Source organism: Kribbella sp. NPDC051718 (assembly GCF_040681515.1).
Lineage (GTDB): Bacteria > Actinomycetota > Actinomycetes > Propionibacteriales > Kribbellaceae > Kribbella.
On the sequence record NZ_JBFAYZ010000011.1, the window covers coordinates 87921 to 110581 of the forward strand.

The window sequence follows — 22661 nt, forward strand, 5'->3', positions numbered from 1 at the left end:
CCTCAGTGCATTCCGCCGTCGGCGACCAGTTGCTGGCCGGTGATCAAACCTGCGTCGTCGCTGGCCAGGAAGGCCGCCACGCCTGCTACGTCCTCGGTGGTGCCCAGCCGGCCGATCGGCACCATCGCGATCAGGCTCTTCTTGTACTCGTCGTTGGCCGGGTCGGTGAAGATGCCGGCCCCGTCGATCGGGCCGGGCACGATGGTGTTCACCGTGATGCCGCGCGGGCCGAGTTCGAGCGCGAGCACCCGGGCCAGGTAGCCGGTCGCGACCTTGCTGGTGCCGTACAGGCCGACGCCGACCTGCGGGACAGTGGTGGTGTTCGAGGAGATGGTGATGATCCGGCCGTTGTCCGCGATCCGGCGGGCCGCTTCGCGCAGTACGAAGTACGGGCCCTTCGTGTTGACCCGGAAGAGCAGGTCGAAGTCCTCCTCGGTGACGTCGGTGACCGGGATGTTCACCTTCTCCATCCCGGCGTTGGCGACCACGATGTCGATCTGGCCGAACGCCTCGACCGCGGCGTCGTAGACCTTGGTGATCCCGTCCACCTGGGACACGTCGGCGGCGACCGTGATGGCCTTGACCCCGAGCGCCTCGGCGGCGACCTGGACCTCGTTCGCGGCGGACTCGTCGCGCGAGTAGTTGACGACGACGTTGGCGCCCTGTGCGGCCAGCCGGAGCAGGATCGCTCGCCCGAGCCCCTTGGACGACCCGGTGACCAGCGCCGTTTTTCCTTGCAGCGTCATGCTTACTTTCTCCCATCAAGTGGCCCTGGTCCGATCGTCCGGCCTCCTCGGGCGGAACGGAAACAGAGACTTGTTGGCGGGGCCACAACAGACCGTTGTGGCACGATGGCTGAGTGACCCAACACGGTGTGGATCTCAGCTTGAGGTTGCTCCAGGCACTTGCGGCGGTTGCCCAGGAAGGCAGCATGACTCGCGCGGGGCGGCAACTCAACCTCACGCAGCAGGCGGTCAGCAGCCAGATTCGTCAACTGGAGAAGGTTGTTGGCTGTCCGTTGGTCGAGCGGCTACCGACCGGAATCGAACTGACCGCGGCCGGCCGGGTCGTCCTCAAGCAGGGCGAGAACTTGTTGCTGTCGGCCCGCGCGATGATGGCCGAGGCCCGGGAGGTCGGTGCGGAGCGGCCACAGCCGCTGCGGGTCGCGTTCAAGGCGCAGAGTACGGCGCACTTCATGCCCGGCGTCGAGGCGGCGATCCGGGCCCAGATGCCGGATCTGGAGGTCCGGCCGCTCGCCGTGCACACGCTGCCCGACGAACTGGACGCGTTGCTCGACGGGCGGGCCGACGCCGCCTTCCTCTGGCTGCCGATCGGCGACGACCCGCGGTTCACCGTCCATCCACTGCTGGCCGAGAAGCGCTGGGTCGCGCTGCCGCCGGGGCATCCGCTGTCCGACCGGGACTCCCTGAGGATCGATGATCTGGCCGACGTGCCCGTCGTCGGTCCGCGTGACGGAATGCCGGCGGCGGTCGTCGACTTCTGGTTCATCGATCCGCGGCCGGACGGCAGCCGGGCGCTGTTCGGGCCACAGGCCCGTACGCCGGAGGAGTGCCTGCACCTGGTCGCGGCCGGGCACGGGTGCTGGATCGCGCCCGCCTCGACGGTCACGTACTTCGCCCACCCGCGCCTGGTGTGGCTACCGCTGCTCGATGCCGAGCCGAACGAGTTGGCGCTCGTCTGGCCGCGGCACAGTACTCACCCGTACCTGGATCTCCTCCTTCAGGAGACCCGGCGGGCGACCGTCCCCTGCTCCTCGGAGCACTAGAACGCGCCGAGAGGCGGCATCCGCTAGATGCCGCCTCTCGGGGTGTCAGCTTCGGTGTTTCAGTTCGGGGCCGGCGCGCTGTGGTCGGAGATTGGCTCCTGGCGCGCCGGCGACCGGGGGTGGATCAGACCATCCGTGCGAGGGTGAGGCGTGCCTTTGCACTGGCCCTCTCCGCGCGACGGGTGGCCCGCTCGGCCTGCTTCTGAGCCTTGGCGAACTGGCTCGCCAGACGGAAGCGCCGGTTCTGCTCGGCGTCGATCAGGATGGAACGACAATGAGCACGAGCGAGATCTTCTTGAAGTAAATGCATTTCAACTCTCCTGGGTGAAGTCTGGGTCTTCATGGCTGTGTGTCTCGATTCGGGTGGATGGAGTCGTCTGTCAGGGACTGGTCAGGCTGCGGTGACGGTGTCGCACTTGCGTGGACGGCCGCGGGGCCGCTTCCGGGCGACCACAGCACCCTGGACGAACAGCTGTCCGCCCCACACTCCCCACGGCTCGGCGCGCTCGAGCGCTCCGGCCAGGCACTCGGCCACGAGTGGGCAGGTGTTGCACAGAGACTTTGCGTACTCGACGTCCGCCGGCGATTCGGCGAAGAAGAGTTCTGGCGCGTAGGACCGACAGGGCAGGTCCTGCGACGTCGCAACCTCGGTGAAGGCATCGAGGAAGCTAACGCTCATTCCGGTCACCTCCTAGTGACTGTCTTGCTGGTAGTTCTCTTGCTGTCTTCGACGGCCACCGGTTGGTGCCGCCAAACTCTGGGACAAACAAAAGGGCCGCGGACCCTGGTTAGGGTTCCGCGGCCTTGGAGGTGCCGGCTGACTTGTGTCGTCAGACCGGTGGACTCCATGCTCGAGAACCCTGACCGCCGTACTTCGCATCGCCGACAGCTCCGCCCTTGATCGGGGTGCTTCCCTTGATCTGGGTGTTGGCATTGGCGAGCACCACAACGGTCTCGACGTGCAGACGCGACGACAGGGCGGCACCCTGGATCTGGGCGCACGGCAGCGCGACGCTGACGCCGTTCGGCTTCATCGTGATGTTGACCATTTCCAAGGCACCTCCTCTCGTTGTGGCGAAGTGAGCGGCAAGCTCATCGCTATGGTTTGAAGTTTTCGGCCAGCCCTCGACCGCAGAAAGAACAGTACGCCGACCTCACCGGAGGCCGCAAACTATTTAATCCAGGTTTTCGAAGTTGGCCGGAAGTTGCCGCCTGTCCGGCGGAAACTCGCTGCCCAGCCACCGGTCCGGCACGCTCCGGCGTGCTCCCGGCACCCTCCGAGATCGTTGCCTGTGGCCACTAGATGCCACCGCCCGACCCGTTGTCTGCCAGCAGCAGAAAACCTGCTCCTTGAGTGTCGCCCGGGTTCGGCCAAGCCTGCAACGGCTTTTCCACAAGTTGCAGTCCGCACTGCCTGAAAGGGCAGGTAGTTGAAGGCTGGACGGTCAGCGGGTGCAGATGTTCAGCACGGACTCGCCGTACTTCATCACCTTGGTCCGGCCGATGCCGGTGATCCGGAGCAACTCGCGCTCGTCCATCGGCCGGGCCTCGGCGATCGCGGTCAGGGTGGCGTCGGTGAAGATGACGAAGGCGGGCATCGACTCCTCGGCCGCCTTGTCGGCGCGCCACTCGAACAGCGCGTCGTACAGCGCCTGGTCCATCGTCGACGGGCAGTCCTCGCAGCGGCCGAGCTTGCGGGCGGCCGGCTCGGTCAGCCCGCGGCCGCAGACCCGGCACTTCGGGATCGGCAGGTCTGAGCGGTCGGTCCGTTGAGCACGGGCTCGGGGGGACGACTCTCGCTCGCCAGAGCGCGGAGTACGGACTCCGATCGGGTCGAGGAAGCGGGTCGGGCCGCGGCTGGCGCGGCCGCCGGGTGAGCGGGAGGTCGACCAGCTGATCGCGAGCTGGTCCTTCGCCCGGGTCACGCCCACATAGAACAGCCGCCGCTCCTCCTCGACCTGGGCCGGCGTCTGGGCGTACGTGATCGGCAGCGTGCCCTCGTGGGCGCCGACGATGAACACACAGCCCCACTCCAGGCCCTTCGCCGCGTGCAGCGTCGCCAGGGTGACGCCCTCGGCCAGCGGCGCGTGCTGGATCGAGGCGCGCCGGTCGAGCTCGGCGACCAGCTCGACGATCCCCGCCTCGGGATGGGTCGCCTTGAAGTCGGAGGCCATCGTGACGAGGGCGGCCAGCGACTCCCAGCGGTCCCGGACCGCACCGGCTCCCGACGGCGGCTCCGGCTTCCAGCCCGCGCCGCCGAGGATCGCGCGGACGGTCTCCACGAGGTCTCCCCCGCCGTCACCGGCCTTGGCCTGACCACGCAGCAGTACGGCGGCCTGCCGGATCTCGGCTCGCTCGAAGAACCGCTCGGCGCCCTTGAGCATCGCCGGGAGCTTGCGCTCGGCGAGGGCCTGCTCGAAATTCTCCGACTGGGCGTTGGTACGGAACAGGATCGCGATGTCGCGCAGCGCAGTACCGGAGTCTTGGAGGCGGCTGACCGCTCGGGCGACCGCGTCGGCCTCGGCGACCTCGTCGGAGTACTCCCGGTAGGTCGGCGTGGGGCCGGGGTCGCGCTGGGAGCGGAGGGTGACACGGCCGGGGAGCCCGGACGGGCCCGCTGCGTCGAGGACCTTGTTGGCTACGTCGACGATCTGCGGGGTCGAGCGGTAGTCGCGGACGAGCTTGATCACCTGGGCGGTCGGGTGGCGCTGGGCGAAGTGGACCAGGTTTGCCGGGTCGGCTCCTGCCCAGGAGTAGATGGTCTGGGCCGGGTCGCCGACCACGCAGACGTCCTCGCGGCCGCCGAGCCACAGGTCGAGCAGGCTCTGCTGCAGCGGGCTGACGTCCTGGTACTCATCTACTACGAAGGTGCGGTACTGCCTGCGGATCTCGGCTGCCACCCGCTCGTCTTCCGCGAGGAGGGCGACGGCGCAGAGGAGTACGTCCTCCAGATCGATCCGGCCGCGCTCGAGCTTGACGTCCTCGTACGCCGCGAAGACGCGCGCGATCGTGGCCGGGTCGAAGGACGCCAGAGCGCGGGCGGATTGCGGGGCGAGCTTGACGTAGTCGTCGGGGCGGACGTTGCTGACCTTGGCCCACTCCACCTCGCCGGCCAGGTCGCGCAGGGCCGGGGTGTCGACGCGGACGCGACAGCGGGAGGCCGCCTCGGTCAGCAGCGGGAACTTGCGGTCGATGATCGGTGGCAGCTCGCCGCCGAACACCTTCGGCCAGAAGTACCTGGCTTGTCTGAGGGCGGCCGAGTGGAAGGTCCGGGCCTGGACGCCGTTGGTGCCGAGCTGGGCGAGCCGGCCACGCATCTCGCCGGCGGCGCGCTGGGTGAAGGTGACGGCCAGCACGCGGGCCGGGTCGTAGGTGCCGATGCTGACGCCGTACGCGATCCGGTGGGTGATCGCGCGGGTCTTGCCGGTGCCCGCGCCCGCCATCACGACGACCGGGCCGTGCAAGGCTGTCGCGACCTCGCGCTGCTCGGGGTCGAGGGCAGCGAGCAGCTCGTCGGCGGACCGGCCGACGACGGCCTGCGTGATGTTGCTCACGGACTGAGACATGCGGGAACAGCACTCCGACCGACGGGGTTTGGCTACAAGTAGAGCCACCTTATGCGGGTGCCCGGACAGTTTCCGTCGCCCGCCCCCACGCAGAGACGGAGCAAGCCACGATGGCGGCATTCACGATGTACTCGACCCCCTGGTGCGGTTACTGCCACCGCCTGAAGGGCCAGCTGAAGCGGGCGGGCATCGAGTTCACCGAGGTCGACATCGAGCAGGTCCCGGACGCCGCCAAGATCGTCGAGAAGGCAAACCACGGCAACCAGACCGTCCCAACCATCGTCTTCCCCGACGGCACCGCGATGACCAACCCGTCGATAGCCCAGATCGCCGACAAGCTCGTCGCCTGAGCAGCTACCAGCTGCCGGTTAGTTCTTCGCCGTACCAGCCTTCGATCAGGCGGCGGGAGATGGAGATGTTGCCGGGGAGGGCCATCGAGCCGTTCTCGACCAGGACGCGGAGGTCGTCGCGGCTGAACCACTTGGCTTCGGCGATCTCGTCCTGGTCGACGTTGATCGCGTAGCCGGTGGCCTTGGCGTAGAAGCCGAGCATGAGGCTGGACGGGAGCGGCCACGGCTGGCTGCCGGCGTACTCGATCTCCTCGCCGATGACTACGCCGGTCTCCTCGAAGACCTCTCGGCGTACTGCGGCCTCTAGCGACTCACCGGGCTCCACGAAGCCGGCGAGGGTGGAGTAGCGGCCCTCGGGCCAGGCCTCGTTGCGGCCGAGTAGTGCGCGGTCCTGGTCGTCGGTGACCAGGACGATGATCGCCGGGTCGCTGCGGGGAAAGTGGTTGAGGCCGCAGTTCGGGCAGTGCCGGACGTGGCCTGCGTCGATCACCTCGGTATGAGCTCCGCAGTTGGCGCAGTGGGTGTGTACTGCGTGCCAGTTGGCCAGCCCGACCACGTTGACCGCGATCCCGGCCTCCCGGTCGTCCAGTACTCCGCCTACCTCGCGCAGGCCGGCATACGACTCGTCTGGCTCTTCGCTGACCAGTACTGCGAACACGGCGCGCCCGTCGGCCGTCATACCGGCTCCGGCGACGCGGTCGACGCCCAGGAAGATGCGGATGCCATCAGGGGCAGCAGCGGGCGGTACCAGGCGGAGCGCCGTACGGTCCTCGACTACTGCCAGCTTGTCACCGGCCACCAGGGCCACCTGGGTGTCCGCAGCGGCCCATGCCTTCTCCAGCCACTCCAGGTCGCGCCGTCGGTCGGCAGCTCGGTCCAGCACGGAACGGGACAGCGACAGGGAACCGGGAACGATCGAATAGGCCACGGCTTCAACGTATCTCGCCCGGCGATCATGAGAGCATCCCGGCATGAGTATTCACATCGCTGCCGAGAAGGGACAGATCGCACCGCGTGTGCTGTTCCCCGGGGATCCACTGAGAGCCAAGTGGATCGCCGAGACCTACCTGTCCGACGTCACCTGCTACACCGAGATCCGGAACATGTTCGGGTTCACCGGCACCTACAAGGGTGAGCGCATCTCCGTGCAGGGCTCCGGCATGGGTCAGGCGTCGGCCTCGATCTACGCGAACGAGCTGTTCGCCGAGTACGACGTACAGACCCTGATCCGGGTCGGCACCTGTGGCGCACTGACCGAGGCCGTCCGGGTCCGGGACGTGATCGTGGCGATGTCCGCGAGCACCGACTCGCAGATGAACCGGCTGCGCTTCCACGGCATCGACTACGCGCCGACTGCCGACTACAAGCTGCTCCGCGCTGCAGTGGACGCGGCTGAGGCGGCCGGGCTGAACGTGCATGTCGGCCAGGTGTTCTCGGGCGACCTGTTCTACAACGACCGGCCGGACCTGGTGTCGCGCACGGCCGAGTACGGCGTACTGGGGATCGAGATGGAGGCGGCGGCGCTCTACACGCTGGCCGCCAAGTTCGGTCGCCGGGCGCTCGGCATCATGACGGTGTCGGACCACCTGATCACCAAGGAGGAGACGTCGGCCGAGGAGCGGCAGACCACCTTCTCCGAGATGATCACGATCGCCCTCGATGCTGCGATCGAGGTGCCGGTCTGAAGCGGGTCGCCGTCGCACTGGTGAGCGCTGCACTGCTCATCGGTACTACGGCCTGCTCCGGATCAGACGACAAGAAGTCCTCCGACGCGCCTACGTCCGGGGACACGACAGCAGGCTCCACGACCGGCCAGCAGCCGGCGTCGGAGACCAGTACCAAGGCCGACGACCCGGTACTGCCGAACCTCACCGCTGCTCAGGTGGTCGCGGGGCTGGCCAAGGGCGGGTACAAGTGCGGGGCTGACGGCACGTACGCGATCTGTACTTCGGGCACGGTGGCGGTCTGGGTGCTGACCGGCGCCCACCCGCGGCCGCCGGTCGTGTCGCTGCACGCCAAGGGCGCGAAGATCGCCGACGTGCGGGCAGAGATCGGCAAGCAACTGCCGAAGGTGCTGGAGATCGCGCACATCAACCCGCGGACGCCGATCACCGACTGGTTCGGCGCACTCGGCACCGTCGAACGCACGACGAAGGCCGGCGACTGGCAGGTCGACTGGTCCACCGAGACGGTCGACACCGAGGACCCAGGCGCCCACCTAACCCTGGTCGACAGCACCTGCAAGACAAACTGCCAAGCGGAGTAGTTCCTGCGCAGAACCGCCGTCGGCTCTCTCGACGGCGGTTCTTGCGTATCAGGAGCTGCCGGCGGCGCCGGCTGAGCTGGCTACGACTATGGCTGCGGTTACTGCTGCTTGCATTTCCTGGACTGCTTTGCGGACTGCGGTGGCGGCCCAGTCGGATTCGGCAATTTCCTTTGCCCGCTTCTTGAGGGCCTTCTTGTCGACGGCGTCGGTGATGACCTTGGGGACGACGTTGAGGGCGCTCAGGAGGGCGATCAGGGCGGCGGTGCGTTCGTCGGGCTGGGTGCCCAGCTTCAGGACGTTCTCCAGGCCGGCGCGCACCTCGGCCTCGTGCCGTGCGTCCTTGGCCGGCCAGCGGGTAACTGGGAACAGGCCCAGCACCTTGCCCTTGTCCGCCTCGAGCACACCCCGCTCGGCCAGCCTGGTGAGCACCTGGCGGCGCAGGTTGTTCGACAGCTTCTTCATCAGATCCTTCGGCCGGGCACCCGGCTTGCCCGCCAGGAAGGTGAGCCGCTCGTCCAGTACGGCGTCCCCGGTCGGCGTGGTGTCCAGTACCTTCAGCCGCCCCGCCTTGACCGTGTCACCCGTCTCCGCGATGTCCACCTTGCCGAGCAGCGTCAACTCGATCAGCACGGCTCCACCGAGCGCATAGTCGAGCCCGGGCGACCCAGTGACGGGCTTCCCGCTCTCGTCGTCGTACAGGAGCAGCGCGAGGTCCTCTGCGATCAACATGCCATCCAACCTAGGTCGCCTCGTCCCACCCGGACATCCGCCGCGCGAACGACCTTCCGCGTCCACCGCAAGGCGGGCCCCTTTCCGCGCCCACTCAAATATCTAGTAAGGTAAGCCTTAGCTAATCAACCGCCATCTGATGCAGCGACTGGAGTTCTTCGTGCCCAGCTTCCGCCGATTCGCCGCCGGCGTCGGGACGCTCAGCCTGAGAGCGTTCGACCTCGACCAGGATGTGCCCACCCTGCACAGCTGGGTCACTCAGCCCTATGCGCAGTACTGGGGGTTGCTGACCGCCACCCTCGACGAGGTACGTGCGGAGTACGAGCGGATCGAGCGAACCGGCTATCACCAGGCGCTCCTGGGGATGCATGACGGGCGGCCGGCGTTTCTGATGGAGCGGTATCTGCCTGCTCACGATCCGGTCGGCGAGGTGTACCAGCCGGCGCCGGGCGATGTCGGGATGCACGTGCTGGTGGCTCCGCCTGAGCAGCGCGTGCGGGGCTTCACCGGAGCGGTGTTCGAGACGATCCTCGACTACCTGTTCAGCGATCCGCAGGTCGATCGTGTCGTGGTCGAGCCCGACGTCCGCAACACCAAGATCCAGGAACTCAACCAGCGCATGGGTTTCCGCAAGCACAGCATCGTGACGCTGCCGGACAAGCAGGCCTGGCTGAGCTTCTGCACCCGCGACCAGTACGCCGAAGCGACCCGGATGAACGAGGCAGGCTGACCATGACGACCACCCACCTCCAGCCGGACACCTGGGCCGTCGCGAACCGAGCCCTGGTCCGCAAGGCACTCGCCGAGTTCACCCACGAGCGCCTCTTCGAACCCGCCACCTCGGGCGACGGCTACACGGTCGCGAACGACGCGAGCTCGTACTACTTCGAGGCCGACCTCTATCCCTTGAACCATTGGGAAGTCGACGCATCGAGCATCACCCGGACGCGGGCCGGCGTCGACGCGCCGATCGACGCGCTGGACTTCATCACCGAGTTCCACGAGCGGCTGGGCATCGGCACCGAGATGCTCCCGGTCTACCTCGAGGAGATCAGCAGTACGCTCGCCAGTTCGGCGTACAAGCTGGCGAAGGACGACCTGACCGCGGCCGACCTGGCCGGCGCGGACTTCCAGACGACCGAGTCCGCGATGACCGAGGGACACCCTTGTTTCGTGGCGAACAACGGACGGCTCGGGTTCGGAGTCGAGGACTATCGCGCCTTCGCGCCCGAGGCCGGCGCGGCAGTCCGGCTGGTCTGGATCGCGGTACGACGGGATCGCTCGACGGTCTCGCACAGCAAGACGATCAACTATGACGACCTGCTGCGCGACGAGCTCGGAACGCCTGTGCTGCAACGGTTCAGCGAGCGCATCCGGGCGGTCGGCGGCGATCCGGCCGACTACCACCTGATGCCGCTGCATCCGTGGCAATGGGAGAACAAGACCACGATCACGTTCGCCGCGGATATCGCTCAGCGGCACATCGTCTTTCTCGGCACCAGTGACGACGAGTACCAGGCACAGCAGTCGATCCGGACGTTCTTCAATCGGACCCAGCCGTCGCGCAACTACGTGAAAACGGCGTTGTCGGTGCTCAACATGGGTTTCATGCGCGGGCTTTCCCCGGCGTACATGGCGAAGACGCCGGCGATCAACGACTGGGTGTACGACCTGGTCGAGAACGACGCGATCCTCAAGCGCTACGGGTTTTCCGTGCTGCGCGAGATCGCGGCGGTCGGGTATCACAACCGGTACTACGAAGCGGCGACGAGCCCGGGTTCGGCGTACCGGAAGATGCTGTCGGCCCTGTGGCGCGAGAGCCCCGTACCGACGCTGGCTCCGGGTGAGCGGCTGGCGACGATGGCGTCGTTGCTGCATGTCGATCGGCATGGATCGTCACTTGCTGGGGCGTTGATCAAGTCGTCCGGATTGAGTGCTCGCGAATGGCTGCGGTCTTATCTCGATGCGTATCTGGTGCCGTTGCTGCATTGCTTCTATGCGTATGAACTGGTGTTCATGCCGCATGGCGAGAACCTGATCCTGGTACTGCGTGACGGTGTGCCGGTTCGCGTCCTGATGAAGGACATCGCGGAGGAGATCGCGGTGTTGGGCACATCGACCGCGCTTCCCGAAGAGATCGAGAGGGTTCGCGTCACCAACGTGCCGGATGACGAGAAGTTGTTGAGCATCTTCACCGATGTCTTCGACTGCATCTTCCGGTTCCTGTCGCCTTTGCTCGCCGGTGAGGGGTTGTCGCCGGAGGAGTTCTGGGCGGTGGTCGCGTCAGCGGTGCGGGATTATCAGGAGGCGACGCCGGAATTGGCGGCGGCGTTCGCGAAGTACGACCTGTTCAGTCCTGAATTCGCCTTGTCCTGCTTGAATCGGCTGCAGCTCAAGAACAACCAGAGCATGGTCGACCTGGCGGACATGGCCGGCTCGTTGCAGTTCGTGGGGACGCTGCGGAATCCGCTGGCCGGGCTCTAGAGCAGCTGGGCGATGAGGGCATCGCCCAGCCAGACCTCGTACTCGTCGAGCGACCAGCCTCGCTCGACGACGAGGGTCCGGTAGGCCTCGGGCACCGTACAGGCGAGCAGGATGTCGAGCGCGCGATCCGCGGTCACCTTCAACTCCCCCTCGAAGGCAGCCAGGTACTTCGTGAGCTCGTGCTCCCTGGCCGCCCAGACCCGGCGCATCTCCTCGGCCATCGCCGGATCGGCTCGCGCGGCCTCCTGGTAGATGACGATCACGTCGTACCCGGCCTCGAACTGGCGCCGGTGCCAATGCGCGGTCTGGCGGAGGCGATCGATCGGGTCCTCGGCGGTGAGGGCGTCGTCCGACAGCCGCCGGGTCTCGGCGTCGCGCATCCAGGTCCTGGAGATCTCGCCCAGGATGGCGGCCTTGTTCCCGAACGCTGAGTAGATCGTCTGCGCCGGGATCTCGGCGGCGGCGGAGATCGCCGTGATCGTGGTGGCGACGTAGCCCTGCTCGGCGAACAGCCGTCGCGCGGCAGCCGCGACCTGCGCCTTCGTCGCCAGCGCCTGGCGCTCCCGATGCCCCGGATTTCCCTTGACAGCCACGATGGGAATCTAGCACTCTCTTAATCATAGTCCTACTATGACGAAGAGAGTTGAGCTTTGATGAATACGCGTCGCCAGGGTCCGGCCCGTGCGCCGGAGTACGAGTTGTACGTCGATCCCGCCTGCCCGTGGAGCTGGCTGGCCGCGCGCTGGCTGATCGGGGTCGCGGCCGAGCGGGAGCTGCCGTTGAGGTTGCGGTCGCTCAGTCTTTGGCTGGCGGTCCGGGGACGAGCAGGCGGTGGGGATGCCGCCGATGTTCCGCGAGCTGGCCGTTGCCACGAGCAAGCAGTCGCTGCGGCTGCTGCGGGTCTTCGAGGCGCTGCGGGCGCAGGGACGAGCTGGTGAGATCGAGCCGCTGTACCTGGCTTGGGGTTCGCGCGTCTTCCAGCCGGGGCCGCCTGCCGCGCCGTCGCCGGTTTTGATCGAGGAGCTGCTCGCGGCCGCCGGGCTGGAGGGGTTCCTGGCGGCCGCCGACGACGCGTACTGGGACGCCGCCCTCGAGGCGTCGACGGCGAAGCTTGCCGCCCTCGCCGGTCCGGAACCGCTCGTACCGACGCTGGTCGGAGACACCCCCGCCCAGCCACTCGCCTGCTACGCACCCCGTCGCATCATCTTCACCGGCGCCATCGTCTCGGCGCCCCTCTCACCTACAGCCGGCCTGGACCTGTGGGACGCAGTCAACACCGCGTCGAAGGAGCCGGCCTTCGTAGCCATCGCCACCGACAACCGCCCGATGCCCGCCTTCAACTGACAGTCAGCTGCACCTACACCAACACCAACCGGTCAGCTTGAACACCAACCGGTGAGCTGGGACATGAAATTACTTGTTCACGGCAACCACAAAGTGTTCAAGGTCGCCACAACCATCCGGCCTCCGCCGGGGCGGTGGAGGGAGGGTCACTGGGATAGGCGGGATGGGTGGTGTGCCAGGCAGAGGGGTAGGGCTCGAGATCTGGGTGTGTGATTCAGTAGTTGGGTTGGGGGCTGTGGATAACTTTCGCGAGGGTCGTGCCGTTTCCGCGATGCTGGTCGGGTGAGCGACAGAGCGGCGAGACTCGAAGCAGCCGGCCTTACGTACGCCGTACCCGCCGGGCTGCCCGGTAGTTCGGTTCGGCCGCCGGACGCCCGGCGGTACGAGGTGATCGACGGGCGGCTGGTGGTGACCGGCGTGCAACCACCAGCACACCAAGCGGCCGTCGTCGCGTTGATGGTCACGCTCAAACACGCCTGCCCACCAGACCTGCTCGTCTCCGTCGGCTCCCTGGACTTCCGCCCAACCCGCAGACTCTCCCTCCGCCCCGACATCCTGGTCACGTCACGCGCTGAGGCCGGCCCGCAATACGCCCAGAAGGCAGTCCTCGCCGTCGAGGTCCTCTCCCCCACCACGAGAGTCACCGACGTGGTAACAAAACGCGGCCTGTACGCGGCGCACGGCGTGCCGGCGTACTGGCTCCTGGATCCCGCCGCCCAGGAGCTCACCGTGCTGCGCCTGGCCGACGACCACTACGTCTGCGAGGCCGTCATCCAAGGCGAGGAAGCCTTCACCACCACCTCCCCCTTCCCCGTCACGCTCTCCCCAGCCCAACTAGTCGGATGATGGCCGGGGCAGTTCGGGACACCGTGCGGGCAGATGCTCACCGTGCTGGAGTTGAAGGACGAGCAGTATGTCGAGCAAGCCGTCGTGATGGGTGACGACGTGTTCGAGGCGGAGTTGCCGCTTGCGGTGCGGGTGGTTCCGGGGGAGCTTGTTGGGTAGTGCCCGCCGACCGAGTGGGACGGCGGGCCCAGACGCGGCTTGTCAGTTGCAGGTGGTGTTGAGGCTGAAGCTTTCCATTTCGTTGTCGAAGGTCAGGGCGGCGATGGACTGGTTGGGGGCTACGCAGCCGAAGAAGCCGGTGGCGTCGTCGTTGGCGTACATCCGGACCCAGTAGCCGGTGCGGTTGTTCACGCTGCTGATCTCGTTGTCGCCTTCCCACCAGTCGATGTCGATGAAGCCGGGCTGGCCGACGACGTCGACGTACTTCGTGCCGTTGAAGCCCGGGTCCTCCCACATGCAGACGAAGTTGGCGCCGCAGGTACCTGACGTGGTGGTCGCCCGTGCCGGGCCGGTGACGGCGGCAGTCAGCGCGGTCGCGATCAGTACGGTGCCCAGGGCAAGTTTCAGGAACGCTCGCACGACAATGACTCCTTCAATCGTTTGTTTGAGCTTCAAACGTAGGAGAGCCGGCGAGCGGGACAAACCCTTTCGAGACTGCTGGAAAGGGTCAGCCGTTGAGGAGGGTGATCAGGGCGGGGCGGTCGGGGAGGTTTTCCGGGCGGATGATGTCGCCGGTGCGGACGTAGTAGAAGGCGGCGCCGACCTGGTCGACGGGGATGCCGAGGAGTTCGGCCCAGGCGACTCGGTAGATGGCTAGCTGGAGTGGGTCGGCGGTCTCGCTGCGGCTGGTTTTCCAGTCGACTACGTCGTACCCGCGGGAGCCGTCGGGGCGGATCACCTGGTAGACGGCGTCGATCCGGCCGCGGACCATCCGGCCGCCGATCGCCAGGGCGAAGGGGGCTTCGATCTCGTACGGCATCTGCTCGCCGTACGGTCCGACGCGGAAGGCGTCCATCAGCTCGGTCAGGTCGGTGTCGTCGACGATGCCCTCGTCGGCGGCGCCCGGCAGATCGTCCGGGTCCAGCAGGAACTGCTGACCGAAGTAGCTCTCCACCCAGGCATGGAAGCGGGTGCCGAATCGCGCCGCCCGGTTGGGTTTCCGCGGCATCGGGCGCGCCAGGTCCGCCGCCAAACCGTCCGGGTCCTTCGCCAGCCGCATCACCTGGGTCGCCGACAACGACGCGGGCAGCGCGACGTCGTACGCCTTCCGGCTCCGGCTTTCCTTTGCCTCCGACAACAATCGCTCCAGCTCGGAGTCCCAGCGCGCGACCGTCGCCTGCTCGTCCAGCAGCAGCGAATCCTCCGCCTCCTGCGACGGACCTTCCGCGCGTGACTGCTCGACCAGCGCCACCGATTCGAGCCGCCGCTGGTACGCCGCTGCGTCGTACGGCGCAGGCCATGGCGCGAGCGTCTGCTCGGCGAGCTCGGGGTTCTCCTCGTTCAGATCCGGCTGCGGAGCCCAGTCGATGACCCGCTCTCCCGCGTGCTGCTTCAGCGTTTCGAGGTACGACGAAGGCCCGCGCGGCCGCTTCTGCGTCGGCCCCCACCAGTGGCCGGTGGCGACCAAGATCTCCTTGGCGCGCGTGAAGGCGACGTACCCGAGACGCCTCTCCTCCAGCGCGTTGACGTCCTTGCACTCGTCGGCGAAGGCCTTCAACCCCGCGTTCGACAGGTCGTGGAAGTCCGGCAGCGTGTCGGCGTCACCGCGCAACGGCCACGGCAGCACCTTCGCGTTGGTCGTCCACTTGTTCCGGCCGCGATCCGACGGGAACACCTTGTTCACCAGCGTCGGTACGAACACGATCGGCCACTCGAGCCCCTTCGACCGGTGCGTGGTCAGCAACTTCACCGAGTCCGCTTCGCTCGGTACGGCGAGGTCGAGGCCCGCCGCGTACTCCTCTTCCGCCGCCAGATACGCCAGCAACCCGTCCAGCGATCCAGTCGATTCCGTCGACACGAAGTTGCCCACGGCATCCAAAAACGCGGCCAGGTGATCGCGCCGGCCGGAGTCGACGTGATCGGGCGTCGCGGTGAGCTCGACGTCGAGGCCGATGGTGCTGATCACCCGGCGTACCAGGTCGAGCAACGGCTCGCCCGAGTGCGCACGCAACTCACGCAGCTCGGTCGACAACTCCCGGAACCGCTCCAAAGCCTCAGCGGAATAGCCCCATCCGACCGGCCCCGGATCGTCCACGGCTTCGGCCAGCGAGATGACCTCGGTCGAGTCCATCCCCGCCACCGCCGCGTCGAGGGCAGCGACCAGATCATCCGCGGCCGGGCGATCACCGGCGTCGGCGAGCGCGCGGGAACGGTTGGCCAGCAAGGCGAGGTCGCGATGGCCGATCCGGTAGCGCGGACCGGTGAGGATGCGGAGCATCGCCGCGTTCGCGGTCAGATCGTTGACGGCTTGCAGGGTGGCGACGACGTCGACCACCTCGGGCAGCGCGAGCAGCCCGCCCAGACCGACCACCTCGACCGGGACCTTGCGCGCGATCAACGCCTCATGGACCGCGCTGAGGTCGGTGTTCGTGCGCATCAGGATGCCGATGTCCTTCCACCGGCGGTTCGGCATCTTGTGCGCCGCGACGATCGCGTCCGCGACCCACTCGATCTCCTTCGAGCGCGTCTCGAACAGGCCGACCGTGATCGCGCCCTCAGGCGCTTCGGGCGGCGCCTCCAGCGGGATCACGCCCGGGTGCTGCTGGTAGAGCTCAGCCGCATGTTGGTTGGCCGCCGCGAGGATCCGGCTGCCACACCGCCGGTTCACACTCAGGACGTACCGCTGCGCCGGCGTACCGTCCGCGTTCTTGAAGTGTTCGGGGAACTCGTCCAGGTTCGCGACGGAGGCGCCGCGCCAGCCATAGATCGCCTGGCACGGGTCGCCGACCGCGGTGACCGGATGCCCGTCGACGCCGAACAGCGCGGTCAGCATCCGCCGCTGCGAGACCGAGGTGTCCTGGTACTCGTCGAGCAGGACGACCTTGTACCGTCCTCGCTCGATCACCGGAACCTCTGGGCACTCCTCGGCCAGCCGGGCACCGAGCGCCATCTGGTCGGCGAAGTCGACGACACCACGCTCGCCCTTGTACGCCTGGTACTCCTCGACGAGTTGCAGGATCTCGCCACGCTTCAGCGCCGTCTCGGCAAGCTTCTTCACCTCGACCGTCTGCTTGCGCGCGGCGGCGACCTCAACCCGCACGGCCTCGTCATGAGCCCGTACTTCGTTCGCTCCGAGCAGGTGGTCGGCGAGCTCCCCGTCGAGGGCGAGCAGGCTGTTGACCAGCGTCGGCACGTGATGGGAGGCGAACCGGATCGGCCCGTTGGACCGGCGTACGACCCGGCCTGCGAGCTGGAACCTGGTCGCGTCGGCAAGCACCCGGACGTCGGGCTCGAGACCGAGCCGCAGCCCGTGCTCGGCGATGAGCGTGCCGGCGAAGGCGTGGTAGGTCGAGACGACGGGCTCGCCCGGCTCCTCGGGCTCCCAGTTGGGGATGTTGCTGCGGAGGTGTGCGGCGAGGATCGGGTGCTGGTCGCGCGGCAGGGTGGAGCCGAGCACGCCGGCCTTGGTGAGGTCGTCGCGGATCCGTACGTCGAGCTCGTTGGCCGCCTTCTTGGTGAATGTGAGACCCAGGACCTCCTCCGGCTGGACCTGCCCGGTGCAGATCAGCCAGACCACGCGAGCCGCCATCGCCGTCGTCTTGCCCGACCCGGCGCCGGCGACGATCACGCCCGGCGCGAGCGGCGCAGTGATCGCCTGCAGTTGCTGATCGCTGAACGGAATCCCCAGCAGATCACACAGCTCGGCCGTCGTCTCAAGCTTGGCTCTCATCAGACGATCTCCCGGCCTTCGGGCTGGATGGGGCAGAGGCCGCGGACGTCGCAGCGGTCGCAGCTCGAGTTGCGCTTGGCGATGAACTCCTCCGACCGAACCATCGACTCGGCGTCCTCGACCGCCTCGTCCAGCCAAGTACGACCGTCCTCGTCAGTCTCCAACGGAGCCTGGCCTTGGACCTTCGGAAGCCCGATGTCGTCATGCCGGAGCTGAACCAACTCAGCACCACCACTCCGCGGCTCCTCGCCCAGCTTCTTCATCTGCCGGGACTCGATCGCGCGCTGGTAGATCGCCAGCTGGACGTGCCGCTCCAGCGCCGGCTTGGTCGGCACGTTGCGGCCGGTCTTCAGATCGATCACGCGGATCGCGCCGTCGCCGTCCTGCTCCAACCGGTCCATCCGGCCCTTCACCCGGACCGCGGGCTTGTCCTCATCCGGCAGCAGTACGTCGAACTCCACCTCGGTGCCGAGCAGGGTCCGATCCGGCCGCCCCTGATGCCACGCGACGAACCGCCGCAACGCCTGCTCCGCCTCCACCCGCTCGCGGTCGGAGATCCAGGACGACTCGAACTCGAGCTGCGTCCACACCTTGTCGAGCCAGCCGTTCAGCTCGTCGATGTCGGGCGGCAGCGTCCCGGTCGCGACGGCGTCGGCAAGCGTGTGCAGCACCATGCCGAAGCCGATGGCCGAAGTACTGGGCGTCTCGCCACCCGCGCGTCGCTGCAGGAACCAGCGCAGCGGGCAGTCGACGATCGTCGTCAGCGCGCTCCCCGACAACGGCACCGGCAGCTCGGGATCGGTGATCGGGCGCTCCGACTTGGTCCGCTCGCGCACACCCCACCAGCGTTGTGGGTCGGCCGTCGGGACCAGCGCGTACTCCCGGTCGTCCACGGCATCGGCGAGCTGCGCCAACCGGTCGGCGGCAACGCGCTTCAAGGCAGGCGATGAGGCCGGGTCGGCCAGTACGCAGCGCAGGTCGGCCACCAGGCCGGGCAGCGACAAGGGGCGACGCGGTCTTCCGGCCACCAACTTCAAAGGAATGTCGAGCTCAGCAAGTAATCGGGAAGGCTGATCGCCGTCGGCCTCGGGCGCCTGTACGGCTGTCACGATCAGCCGCTCCCGGGCTCTCGTGATCGCCACGTAGAAGAGCCGTCTCTCCTCGGCCAGCAACGCGCCGGCCGACAGCGGCTCCACCAGTCCGTCCGGCCCGAGTCGATCCGGCTCCAGCAACGAACCGCGTCGGCGCAGATCGGGCCACTGCCCTTCCTGCACGCTCGCCACGACGACGAGCCGCCACTGCAGTCCCTTCGACCGGTGCGCGGTCATCAGCTGGACCCCGGCCTCCCGGTACGTCGCGTCGAAACGGTTGTCGCCGGCGATGTCCAGCGCCTCCAACTCGGCGAGGAACGTCGATACGCCCTTGAACCCGATCTGCTCCTCGGCCCGGCTCGCGGTGTCGAACAGGGCACAGAGCGAGTCGAGGTCGCGGTTCGCGGCACGGGCTACTTCGCCGCCGCTGTTCGCCTGGCCTCTCAGCCGTCTGAGCCAGGGCGACTCCGACCACAGCGACCACATGACTTCGTCGGGGGCGGCACCTGCCGTGACGATGTTTCTTGCCTTCAGCAACCTTTCGCCGAGGGCGACGAATCGCGCTTCGGCGGGTGAGGCCTGCTCGTCGAGCAGCAACGGGTTCAGCAGTGCTTCGCGGAGCAGGTCGTCGGACGATCGCGGCAGACGCTGGCCACCGGCTGCTTCGCGGTCACGCTTGCGGAGTACGCGGGCGAGGCGGCGCAGCTGGCCGGCGTCCATCGCGCCGAGCGGTGACAAGGCGAGCGCGCGGACGACGTCGACCGTCAACGTGGCCGGGTCGGCGACTGCTCTTAGTGCCAGCAGCATCGGCCGTACCGCGGGCTCGCGTGACAGCGGCAACTCGTCGCCGGCGACGTCGACGGGAATGCCCGCCGCAGCCAGGGCGCGACGCAAGGGCGGGATCGACCAGCTGCCCGATCTGACCAGCACCGCCATCTCGTGCCAGCCGACGCCGTCTTGCACATGGGCGCGGCGGAGGAGGTCGGCGATGTGCTCCAATTCGGCGCCGCTGGTCGAGTACAGGTTGGCCTCGACCTTGCCGGGGCCGTAGACGCAGGAGCTCGCGTCGGGGTTGCGGAAGCGCTCGAAGGTGTCGCGGTCGAGCGTGCCGGGGACGCCGAGGCGGTTGACGACGTTGCGGGAGACGCGCTGCAGGGTCGTGCCGAACCGGCGGGTGGTGGCCAGCGCGATCTGGGCGGCTTCGGCGCCTTCCGTAGTACGGAACTCGTCGGTGAAGCGGAGCAGGCCGCGGACGTCGGCGCCGCGAAACGTGTAGATGGACTGGTCCGGGTCGCCGACCACCACGAGGTCGCGGCCGTCGCCGGCGATCGCCTGGAGGAGCTTGGTCTGGCCGGGGTCGGTGTCCTGGTACTCGTCGACGAAGACGGCCTTGAACTCCTCGCGGAGCCGCGCCTTCACATGCGGCTGCTCAGCCAGGATGACCGCGCGGTGGATCAGCTCGGAGTAGTCCAGCACCTGCTCGGCGTCGAGGATCTGCAGGTACTCCTCGAAGAAGTCGCCGACCGCGACCCACTCCGGCCGGCTGGCCGAATGCCCGATCGCGGACAGATCCTCCGGGTCGAGCCCGAGCTGCCGCGCCTTGCCGATCACGGCTTGTACTTCCTCGGTGAACCCACGCGTCTTCAGCGCCGGATGCAAACTGGCCGGCCACTTCGTCACCCCGACCTCACGACTACCCTCGAGCGACTCGCTCAGCCGGACCGTCTGTTCAGGCCCGGACGGCAGCCGCAGCGGTACGTCGAACGCATCAGCCGGCGTGAACCTCCTCAGCAACGCATAACAGAACGAGTGAAAAGTCATCGACGGCATCGCCCGGGTCGTCCGCCCGAGCCGCGCCGTGATCCGATCCCGGAGCTCGGTCGCCGCCTTCCGCCCGAAGGTCAGCACCAGCACCTCATCAGGCTTCAGTCCACGGTTCCCCACCCGGTCGACGACAGCCTCGACCAACGTCGTCGTCTTCCCCGTCCCCGGCCCCGCCAGCACCAGCAACGGCCCACCCCGATGCTCCACCACAGCGCGCTGATCAGCATCCAGCACCGGCGCCTCGGTGACCCGAGCCCGCTGCCCGTCACCCCGCACCAGGCGATACCTGGACCCAGTTCTACTGACCATCCCCCCATCCCATCAGACCCCACCGACAAATCCGAGTCGGCACTCACCGGCGCTCCGATCAGCGCGGCTCGCCTGTTTCGATTGTTTCGGATGTTTCGGATAGCATCTCGGTGAGAGGAGCGCATCATGGCCATCAGCAAGAGCGGAAAGACCAACTCCGGCACCACCCCCAAAGCAAAAACAGCGGGCGCGCGCAAACACGACGCATCCCCCGACCAACCGAACCGCACCAGAAGAACCCCAACCGGCACGGCAAAGTCCGTCGCCGGCAAGAGGGCGACCCATCGGCCGGTCCGCAGGCCGGCACCCCTGGCAGGCCGGCCATCTTCCGAGCCGGAGCAGTCGGTCGTGTCAGTGGACAGGCCGAGTCTTGGTCAGCTGGGCGAAGTCGAGTCGATCATCCACCGGGGCAACGAGATCACGATCACTCAGGGAAAGACCAGCGTGAAGGTGAGCGGCACGACACTGACCGCGCTGCGCCAGTTCATCACCGCGCTCAATGCCGGCCCACTCAACCTGCTCATCGAGAACCCTGACACCGAGATCACCAGCCAGGAGGCTGCCGATCTACTCAATGTGTCGCGTCCTTATGTCGTCAAGCTCGCCCGCGAGGGTCGGCTCGCGCACAGGCTGGTCGGGAATCGGCACCGGTTCCTGCTGTCCGACGTGCGCGCCCTCGAGCGAGCCCAGTACCACGAACGTGAAAGGCTGCTGGCTGAGATGATGCCCGAAGGCGGCTATGCGGACGGGGACTTCTGACCGATGTCCGCGGCTTGTCCGGATCGCGCGATCGGCGTCCTCGATGCTTGTGTACTGATTCCACCCAGCCTTCGCGATGTGCTGCTCTCCTGCGCGAACGAATCGGCATTCCGGCCCATCTGGCAGGACGAGATCCTCGACGAAGTCCTGCGCAACTCGGTACGGCTGCTGAGAGATCGCGCCGGCCTGACAGACGACGAAGCCACAGCCGCCGCGCCCCGGCTGATCGGCCAGATGCGTAGAACGTTCCCGGCTGCCTGCCGGCCTGGCGACGAGTGGATCCCGCTGGTACCGGGCCTCACCTGCGACGAGAAGGACCGTCATGTGCTCGCCGTCGCGATCGGCGTCAAGGCCACCCATCTGGTGACCAGTAACGCGCGCGATTTCCGACCTAGATCAGTACCGTCCGGGCTCGCCGTCGTACCGCCCGACAGGTTTCTGCTGGATCTGCTGACCGCAGTCCCCGAACGGGTCGTGGATGCGATGGAGAGGATGTCGAGCCGCTTTCGGCAGCCGAAGAAGACAGCCATCGAACTGGCGGAGCAGATGGCCAAAGGTCGGTACATCCCCGGCTTCGGGGATGAGCTGGGCAGGATCCTCACGGACGGGAGGCCGTAACTACGGCCGCTCTTCGGGATTCCAGCGGACTTCGCGGAGGTTTACCTTGCCGTTGGTTACTCGGACTCCGTCGCCGCGGAGGAGTTGGATTTGTTGGTCTACTACCTCGTCGGCGGGAATGCCGCTGGCGCGGATGACTCGCCACCAGCCGACGGCTCCGCCGTACTCGCGCATGACGGCGCCGACCTGGCGGGGGCCGCCCTGCCCGACGTACTCGGCGATGTCGCCGTACGTCGCGACCCGGCCGGCCGGGATCGACTCAACCGCCACCAGCACGGCCTCCACGTACTCCTCCCGATCCACGCGCCTACGTTATCCACCAGCTCCGACAAAGTCCCACTCCACCACATGCCGACGACGCAGGACCTCCGAGCACATCCAGTGCCGGATGCCGGCATGCCAGCGCCGCTCCGTGGTGCACACCCACTGCATCCGCTGCTGCAGCATCGTTCCACTGGTCCGAATGCGAGCTAACCGCATCGGCGCGGTGATCCGGCTCCGCGCCACAGACGCCCAGGCCATCCCCTCGTCGCCGACGGCCACCCCATCGTTCCGCCCTACCGACGGCCCCATCGGCCGAACCCGCACTGACTCGGACGGCGGCCACATAACCCTCCACAGCCGCACCTGACAGCCACTTCACAGCCGACGGTGCGGATGTTCTTGGAGCGGTCTCGCACCCACAAGCCGTGGTCGCGAAGCCGCCAACTGAGGCGTTGTGCGGAGCTGCCTCGGCGCCCGCCAGAGAAACCTGGCGCCCGGCACCGCGTGAACCACCGCGGCAGCCGGGACCGTCTGTT

Annotated in this window: 23 protein-coding genes; 11 read left to right on the forward strand and 12 right to left on the reverse strand. The window is 67.5% G+C overall.

The genetic code is table 11. The features are described 5' to 3' along the window. Positions 1-2: 2 nt before the first annotated feature. Entirely contained in the window at positions 3-746 is a 744-nt protein-coding gene (locus tag AB0M15_RS33665; protein ID WP_363827545.1) for a glucose 1-dehydrogenase, read from the reverse strand. A 128-nt stretch (positions 747-874) separates the two neighbouring features. On the opposite strand from AB0M15_RS33665, the gene AB0M15_RS33670 reads away from it, so the two are divergent. Beyond that, the gene (locus AB0M15_RS33670) at positions 875-1786 is read left to right on the forward strand and encodes a LysR family transcriptional regulator (RefSeq protein ID WP_363828245.1); all 912 of its coding nucleotides are present in this window, start codon (positions 875-877) and stop codon (positions 1784-1786) included. A 124-nt stretch (positions 1787-1910) separates the two neighbouring features. Here the strand turns inward: AB0M15_RS33670 and AB0M15_RS33675 are convergent, their stop codons facing one another. From AB0M15_RS33675 to AB0M15_RS33690, 4 genes are all read right to left on the reverse strand, one after another. Next, on the reverse strand, positions 1911-2129 hold the full coding sequence (locus AB0M15_RS33675; protein WP_363827548.1) for a hypothetical protein: 219 nt from the start codon (positions 2127-2129) through the stop codon (positions 1911-1913). A gap of 48 nt (positions 2130-2177) precedes the next feature. Beyond that, positions 2178-2465, reverse strand: a complete 288-nt coding sequence (locus tag AB0M15_RS33680) for a WhiB family transcriptional regulator (protein ID WP_343982990.1) — start codon at positions 2463-2465, stop codon at positions 2178-2180. A gap of 151 nt (positions 2466-2616) precedes the next feature. Next, positions 2617-2835: a hypothetical protein gene (locus tag AB0M15_RS33685; RefSeq protein WP_363827553.1), complete on the reverse strand. Its 219-nt coding sequence runs from the start codon at positions 2833-2835 to the stop codon at positions 2617-2619. Positions 2836-3231: 396 nt separating this feature from the next. After that, positions 3232-5352: an ATP-dependent DNA helicase UvrD2 gene (locus AB0M15_RS33690; RefSeq protein WP_363827556.1), complete on the reverse strand. Its 2121-nt coding sequence runs from the start codon at positions 5350-5352 to the stop codon at positions 3232-3234. A 110-nt stretch (positions 5353-5462) separates the two neighbouring features. On the opposite strand from AB0M15_RS33690, the gene AB0M15_RS33695 reads away from it, so the two are divergent. Further along, positions 5463-5702 carry a mycoredoxin gene (locus tag AB0M15_RS33695; protein ID WP_363827561.1) on the forward strand — a complete coding sequence of 80 codons (240 nt, stop codon included), beginning with the start codon at positions 5463-5465 and terminating at the stop codon, positions 5700-5702. A gap of 4 nt (positions 5703-5706) precedes the next feature. On the opposite strand, the gene nudC is transcribed toward AB0M15_RS33695, so the two are convergent. Then, positions 5707-6630, reverse strand: coding sequence for an NAD(+) diphosphatase (gene nudC, locus AB0M15_RS33700; RefSeq protein WP_363827564.1), 924 nt, complete (start codon positions 6628-6630; stop codon positions 5707-5709). Between the two features lie 43 nt (positions 6631-6673). Here nudC and deoD point away from each other — a divergent pair, with 43 nt between their 5' ends. Beyond that, on the forward strand, positions 6674-7387 hold the full coding sequence (gene deoD, locus AB0M15_RS33705; RefSeq protein WP_343982980.1) for a purine-nucleoside phosphorylase: 714 nt from the start codon (positions 6674-6676) through the stop codon (positions 7385-7387). Between the two features lie 20 nt (positions 7388-7407). Continuing rightward, positions 7408-7968, forward strand: coding sequence for a hypothetical protein (locus AB0M15_RS33710; protein WP_363827567.1), 561 nt, complete (start codon positions 7408-7410; stop codon positions 7966-7968). Between the two features lie 48 nt (positions 7969-8016). On the opposite strand, the gene AB0M15_RS33715 is transcribed toward AB0M15_RS33710, so the two are convergent. Continuing rightward, a complete protein-coding gene (locus AB0M15_RS33715; RefSeq protein ID WP_363827569.1) occupies positions 8017-8697 on the reverse strand; it encodes a GPP34 family phosphoprotein in 681 nt (226 codons plus the stop codon). A 139-nt stretch (positions 8698-8836) separates the two neighbouring features. On the opposite strand from AB0M15_RS33715, the gene AB0M15_RS33720 reads away from it, so the two are divergent. Together AB0M15_RS33720 and AB0M15_RS33725 are read left to right on the forward strand one after the other, a co-directional pair. Beyond that, on the forward strand, positions 8837-9427 hold the full coding sequence (locus AB0M15_RS33720) for a GNAT family N-acetyltransferase (RefSeq protein WP_363827572.1): 591 nt from the start codon (positions 8837-8839) through the stop codon (positions 9425-9427). 2 nt (positions 9428-9429) lie between these two features. Then, complete coding sequence (locus tag AB0M15_RS33725) at positions 9430-11181, forward strand: IucA/IucC family siderophore biosynthesis protein (protein ID WP_363827575.1); 1752 nt, start codon at positions 9430-9432, stop codon at positions 11179-11181. Here AB0M15_RS33725 and AB0M15_RS33730 read toward each other — a convergent pair. After that, complete coding sequence (locus AB0M15_RS33730; protein ID WP_363827578.1) at positions 11178-11774, reverse strand: helix-turn-helix domain-containing protein; 597 nt, start codon at positions 11772-11774, stop codon at positions 11178-11180. The genes AB0M15_RS33725 and AB0M15_RS33730 overlap by 4 nt on opposite strands. A 253-nt stretch (positions 11775-12027) precedes the next feature. Here AB0M15_RS33730 and AB0M15_RS33735 point away from each other — a divergent pair, with 253 nt between their 5' ends. The 3 genes from AB0M15_RS33735 to AB0M15_RS33745 all read left to right on the forward strand — a co-directional run bounded on the left by AB0M15_RS33735 (position 12028) and on the right by AB0M15_RS33745 (position 13530). Further along, a complete protein-coding gene (locus AB0M15_RS33735) occupies positions 12028-12525 on the forward strand; it encodes a hypothetical protein (protein ID WP_363827581.1) in 498 nt (165 codons plus the stop codon). Between the two features lie 282 nt (positions 12526-12807). Then, positions 12808-13371: a Uma2 family endonuclease gene (locus AB0M15_RS33740; RefSeq protein WP_363827584.1), complete on the forward strand. Its 564-nt coding sequence runs from the start codon at positions 12808-12810 to the stop codon at positions 13369-13371. Positions 13372-13404: 33 nt separating this feature from the next. After that, positions 13405-13530, forward strand: a complete 126-nt coding sequence (locus AB0M15_RS33745; RefSeq protein ID WP_363827587.1) for a hypothetical protein — start codon at positions 13405-13407, stop codon at positions 13528-13530. A gap of 42 nt (positions 13531-13572) precedes the next feature. Here the strand turns inward: AB0M15_RS33745 and AB0M15_RS33750 are convergent, their stop codons facing one another. From AB0M15_RS33750 to AB0M15_RS33760, 3 genes are all read right to left on the reverse strand, one after another. Beyond that, positions 13573-13950 carry a peptidase inhibitor family I36 protein gene (locus AB0M15_RS33750; RefSeq protein ID WP_363827590.1) on the reverse strand — a complete coding sequence of 126 codons (378 nt, stop codon included), beginning with the start codon at positions 13948-13950 and terminating at the stop codon, positions 13573-13575. Positions 13951-14038: 88 nt separating this feature from the next. Further along, positions 14039-17260: an ATP-dependent DNA helicase gene (locus AB0M15_RS33755; protein WP_363827593.1), complete on the reverse strand. Its 3222-nt coding sequence runs from the start codon at positions 17258-17260 to the stop codon at positions 14039-14041. Beyond that, entirely contained in the window at positions 17260-20484 is a 3225-nt protein-coding gene (locus tag AB0M15_RS33760; RefSeq protein WP_363827596.1) for an ATP-dependent DNA helicase, read from the reverse strand. The genes AB0M15_RS33755 and AB0M15_RS33760 overlap by 1 nt, the downstream gene beginning before the upstream one ends. A 126-nt stretch (positions 20485-20610) precedes the next feature. Here AB0M15_RS33760 and AB0M15_RS33765 point away from each other — a divergent pair, with 126 nt between their 5' ends. Beyond that, complete coding sequence (locus AB0M15_RS33765) at positions 20611-21243, forward strand: helix-turn-helix domain-containing protein (RefSeq protein ID WP_363827599.1); 633 nt, start codon at positions 20611-20613, stop codon at positions 21241-21243. A 3-nt stretch (positions 21244-21246) separates the two neighbouring features. Next, positions 21247-21861 (forward strand): PIN domain-containing protein, encoded by a 615-nt coding sequence (locus tag AB0M15_RS33770; RefSeq protein ID WP_363827602.1) that lies wholly within the window; start codon positions 21247-21249, stop codon positions 21859-21861. On the opposite strand, the gene AB0M15_RS33775 is transcribed toward AB0M15_RS33770, so the two are convergent. Continuing rightward, positions 21862-22164 (reverse strand): MGMT family protein, encoded by a 303-nt coding sequence (locus tag AB0M15_RS33775; RefSeq protein WP_363827605.1) that lies wholly within the window; start codon positions 22162-22164, stop codon positions 21862-21864. Positions 22165-22661: the final 497 nt, after the last annotated feature.

Bases quoted from the DNA above. Each gene is read 5' to 3' on its own strand.
- AB0M15_RS33755 (WP_363827593.1), bottom strand. From the start codon at position 17,260: ATGAGAGCCAAGCTTGAGACGACGGCCGAGCTGTGTGATCTGCTGGGG.
- AB0M15_RS33770 (WP_363827602.1), top strand. From the start codon at position 21,247: ATGTCCGCGGCTTGTCCGGATCGCGCGATCGGCGTCCTCGATGCTTGT.
- AB0M15_RS33685 (WP_363827553.1), bottom strand. From the start codon at position 2,835: ATGGTCAACATCACGATGAAGCCGAACGGCGTCAGCGTCGCGCTGCCG.
- AB0M15_RS33680 (WP_343982990.1), bottom strand. From the start codon at position 2,465: ATGAGCGTTAGCTTCCTCGATGCCTTCACCGAGGTTGCGACGTCGCAG.
- AB0M15_RS33720 (WP_363827572.1), top strand. From the start codon at position 8,837: ATGCAGCGACTGGAGTTCTTCGTGCCCAGCTTCCGCCGATTCGCCGCC.
- AB0M15_RS33665 (WP_363827545.1), bottom strand. From the start codon at position 746: ATGACGCTGCAAGGAAAAACGGCGCTGGTCACCGGGTCGTCCAAGGGG.
- AB0M15_RS33745 (WP_363827587.1), top strand. From the start codon at position 13,405: ATGCTCACCGTGCTGGAGTTGAAGGACGAGCAGTATGTCGAGCAAGCC.
- AB0M15_RS33715 (WP_363827569.1), bottom strand. From the start codon at position 8,697: ATGTTGATCGCAGAGGACCTCGCGCTGCTCCTGTACGACGACGAGAGC.
- AB0M15_RS33765 (WP_363827599.1), top strand. From the start codon at position 20,611: ATGGCCATCAGCAAGAGCGGAAAGACCAACTCCGGCACCACCCCCAAA.
- AB0M15_RS33760 (WP_363827596.1), bottom strand. From the start codon at position 20,484: ATGGTCAGTAGAACTGGGTCCAGGTATCGCCTGGTGCGGGGTGACGGG.
- AB0M15_RS33695 (WP_363827561.1), top strand. From the start codon at position 5,463: ATGGCGGCATTCACGATGTACTCGACCCCCTGGTGCGGTTACTGCCAC.
- AB0M15_RS33690 (WP_363827556.1), bottom strand. From the start codon at position 5,352: ATGTCTCAGTCCGTGAGCAACATCACGCAGGCCGTCGTCGGCCGGTCC.
- AB0M15_RS33735 (WP_363827581.1), top strand. From the start codon at position 12,028: ATGTTCCGCGAGCTGGCCGTTGCCACGAGCAAGCAGTCGCTGCGGCTG.
- AB0M15_RS33725 (WP_363827575.1), top strand. From the start codon at position 9,430: ATGACGACCACCCACCTCCAGCCGGACACCTGGGCCGTCGCGAACCGA.
- AB0M15_RS33675 (WP_363827548.1), bottom strand. From the start codon at position 2,129: ATGAAGACCCAGACTTCACCCAGGAGAGTTGAAATGCATTTACTTCAA.
- deoD (WP_343982980.1), top strand. From the start codon at position 6,674: ATGAGTATTCACATCGCTGCCGAGAAGGGACAGATCGCACCGCGTGTG.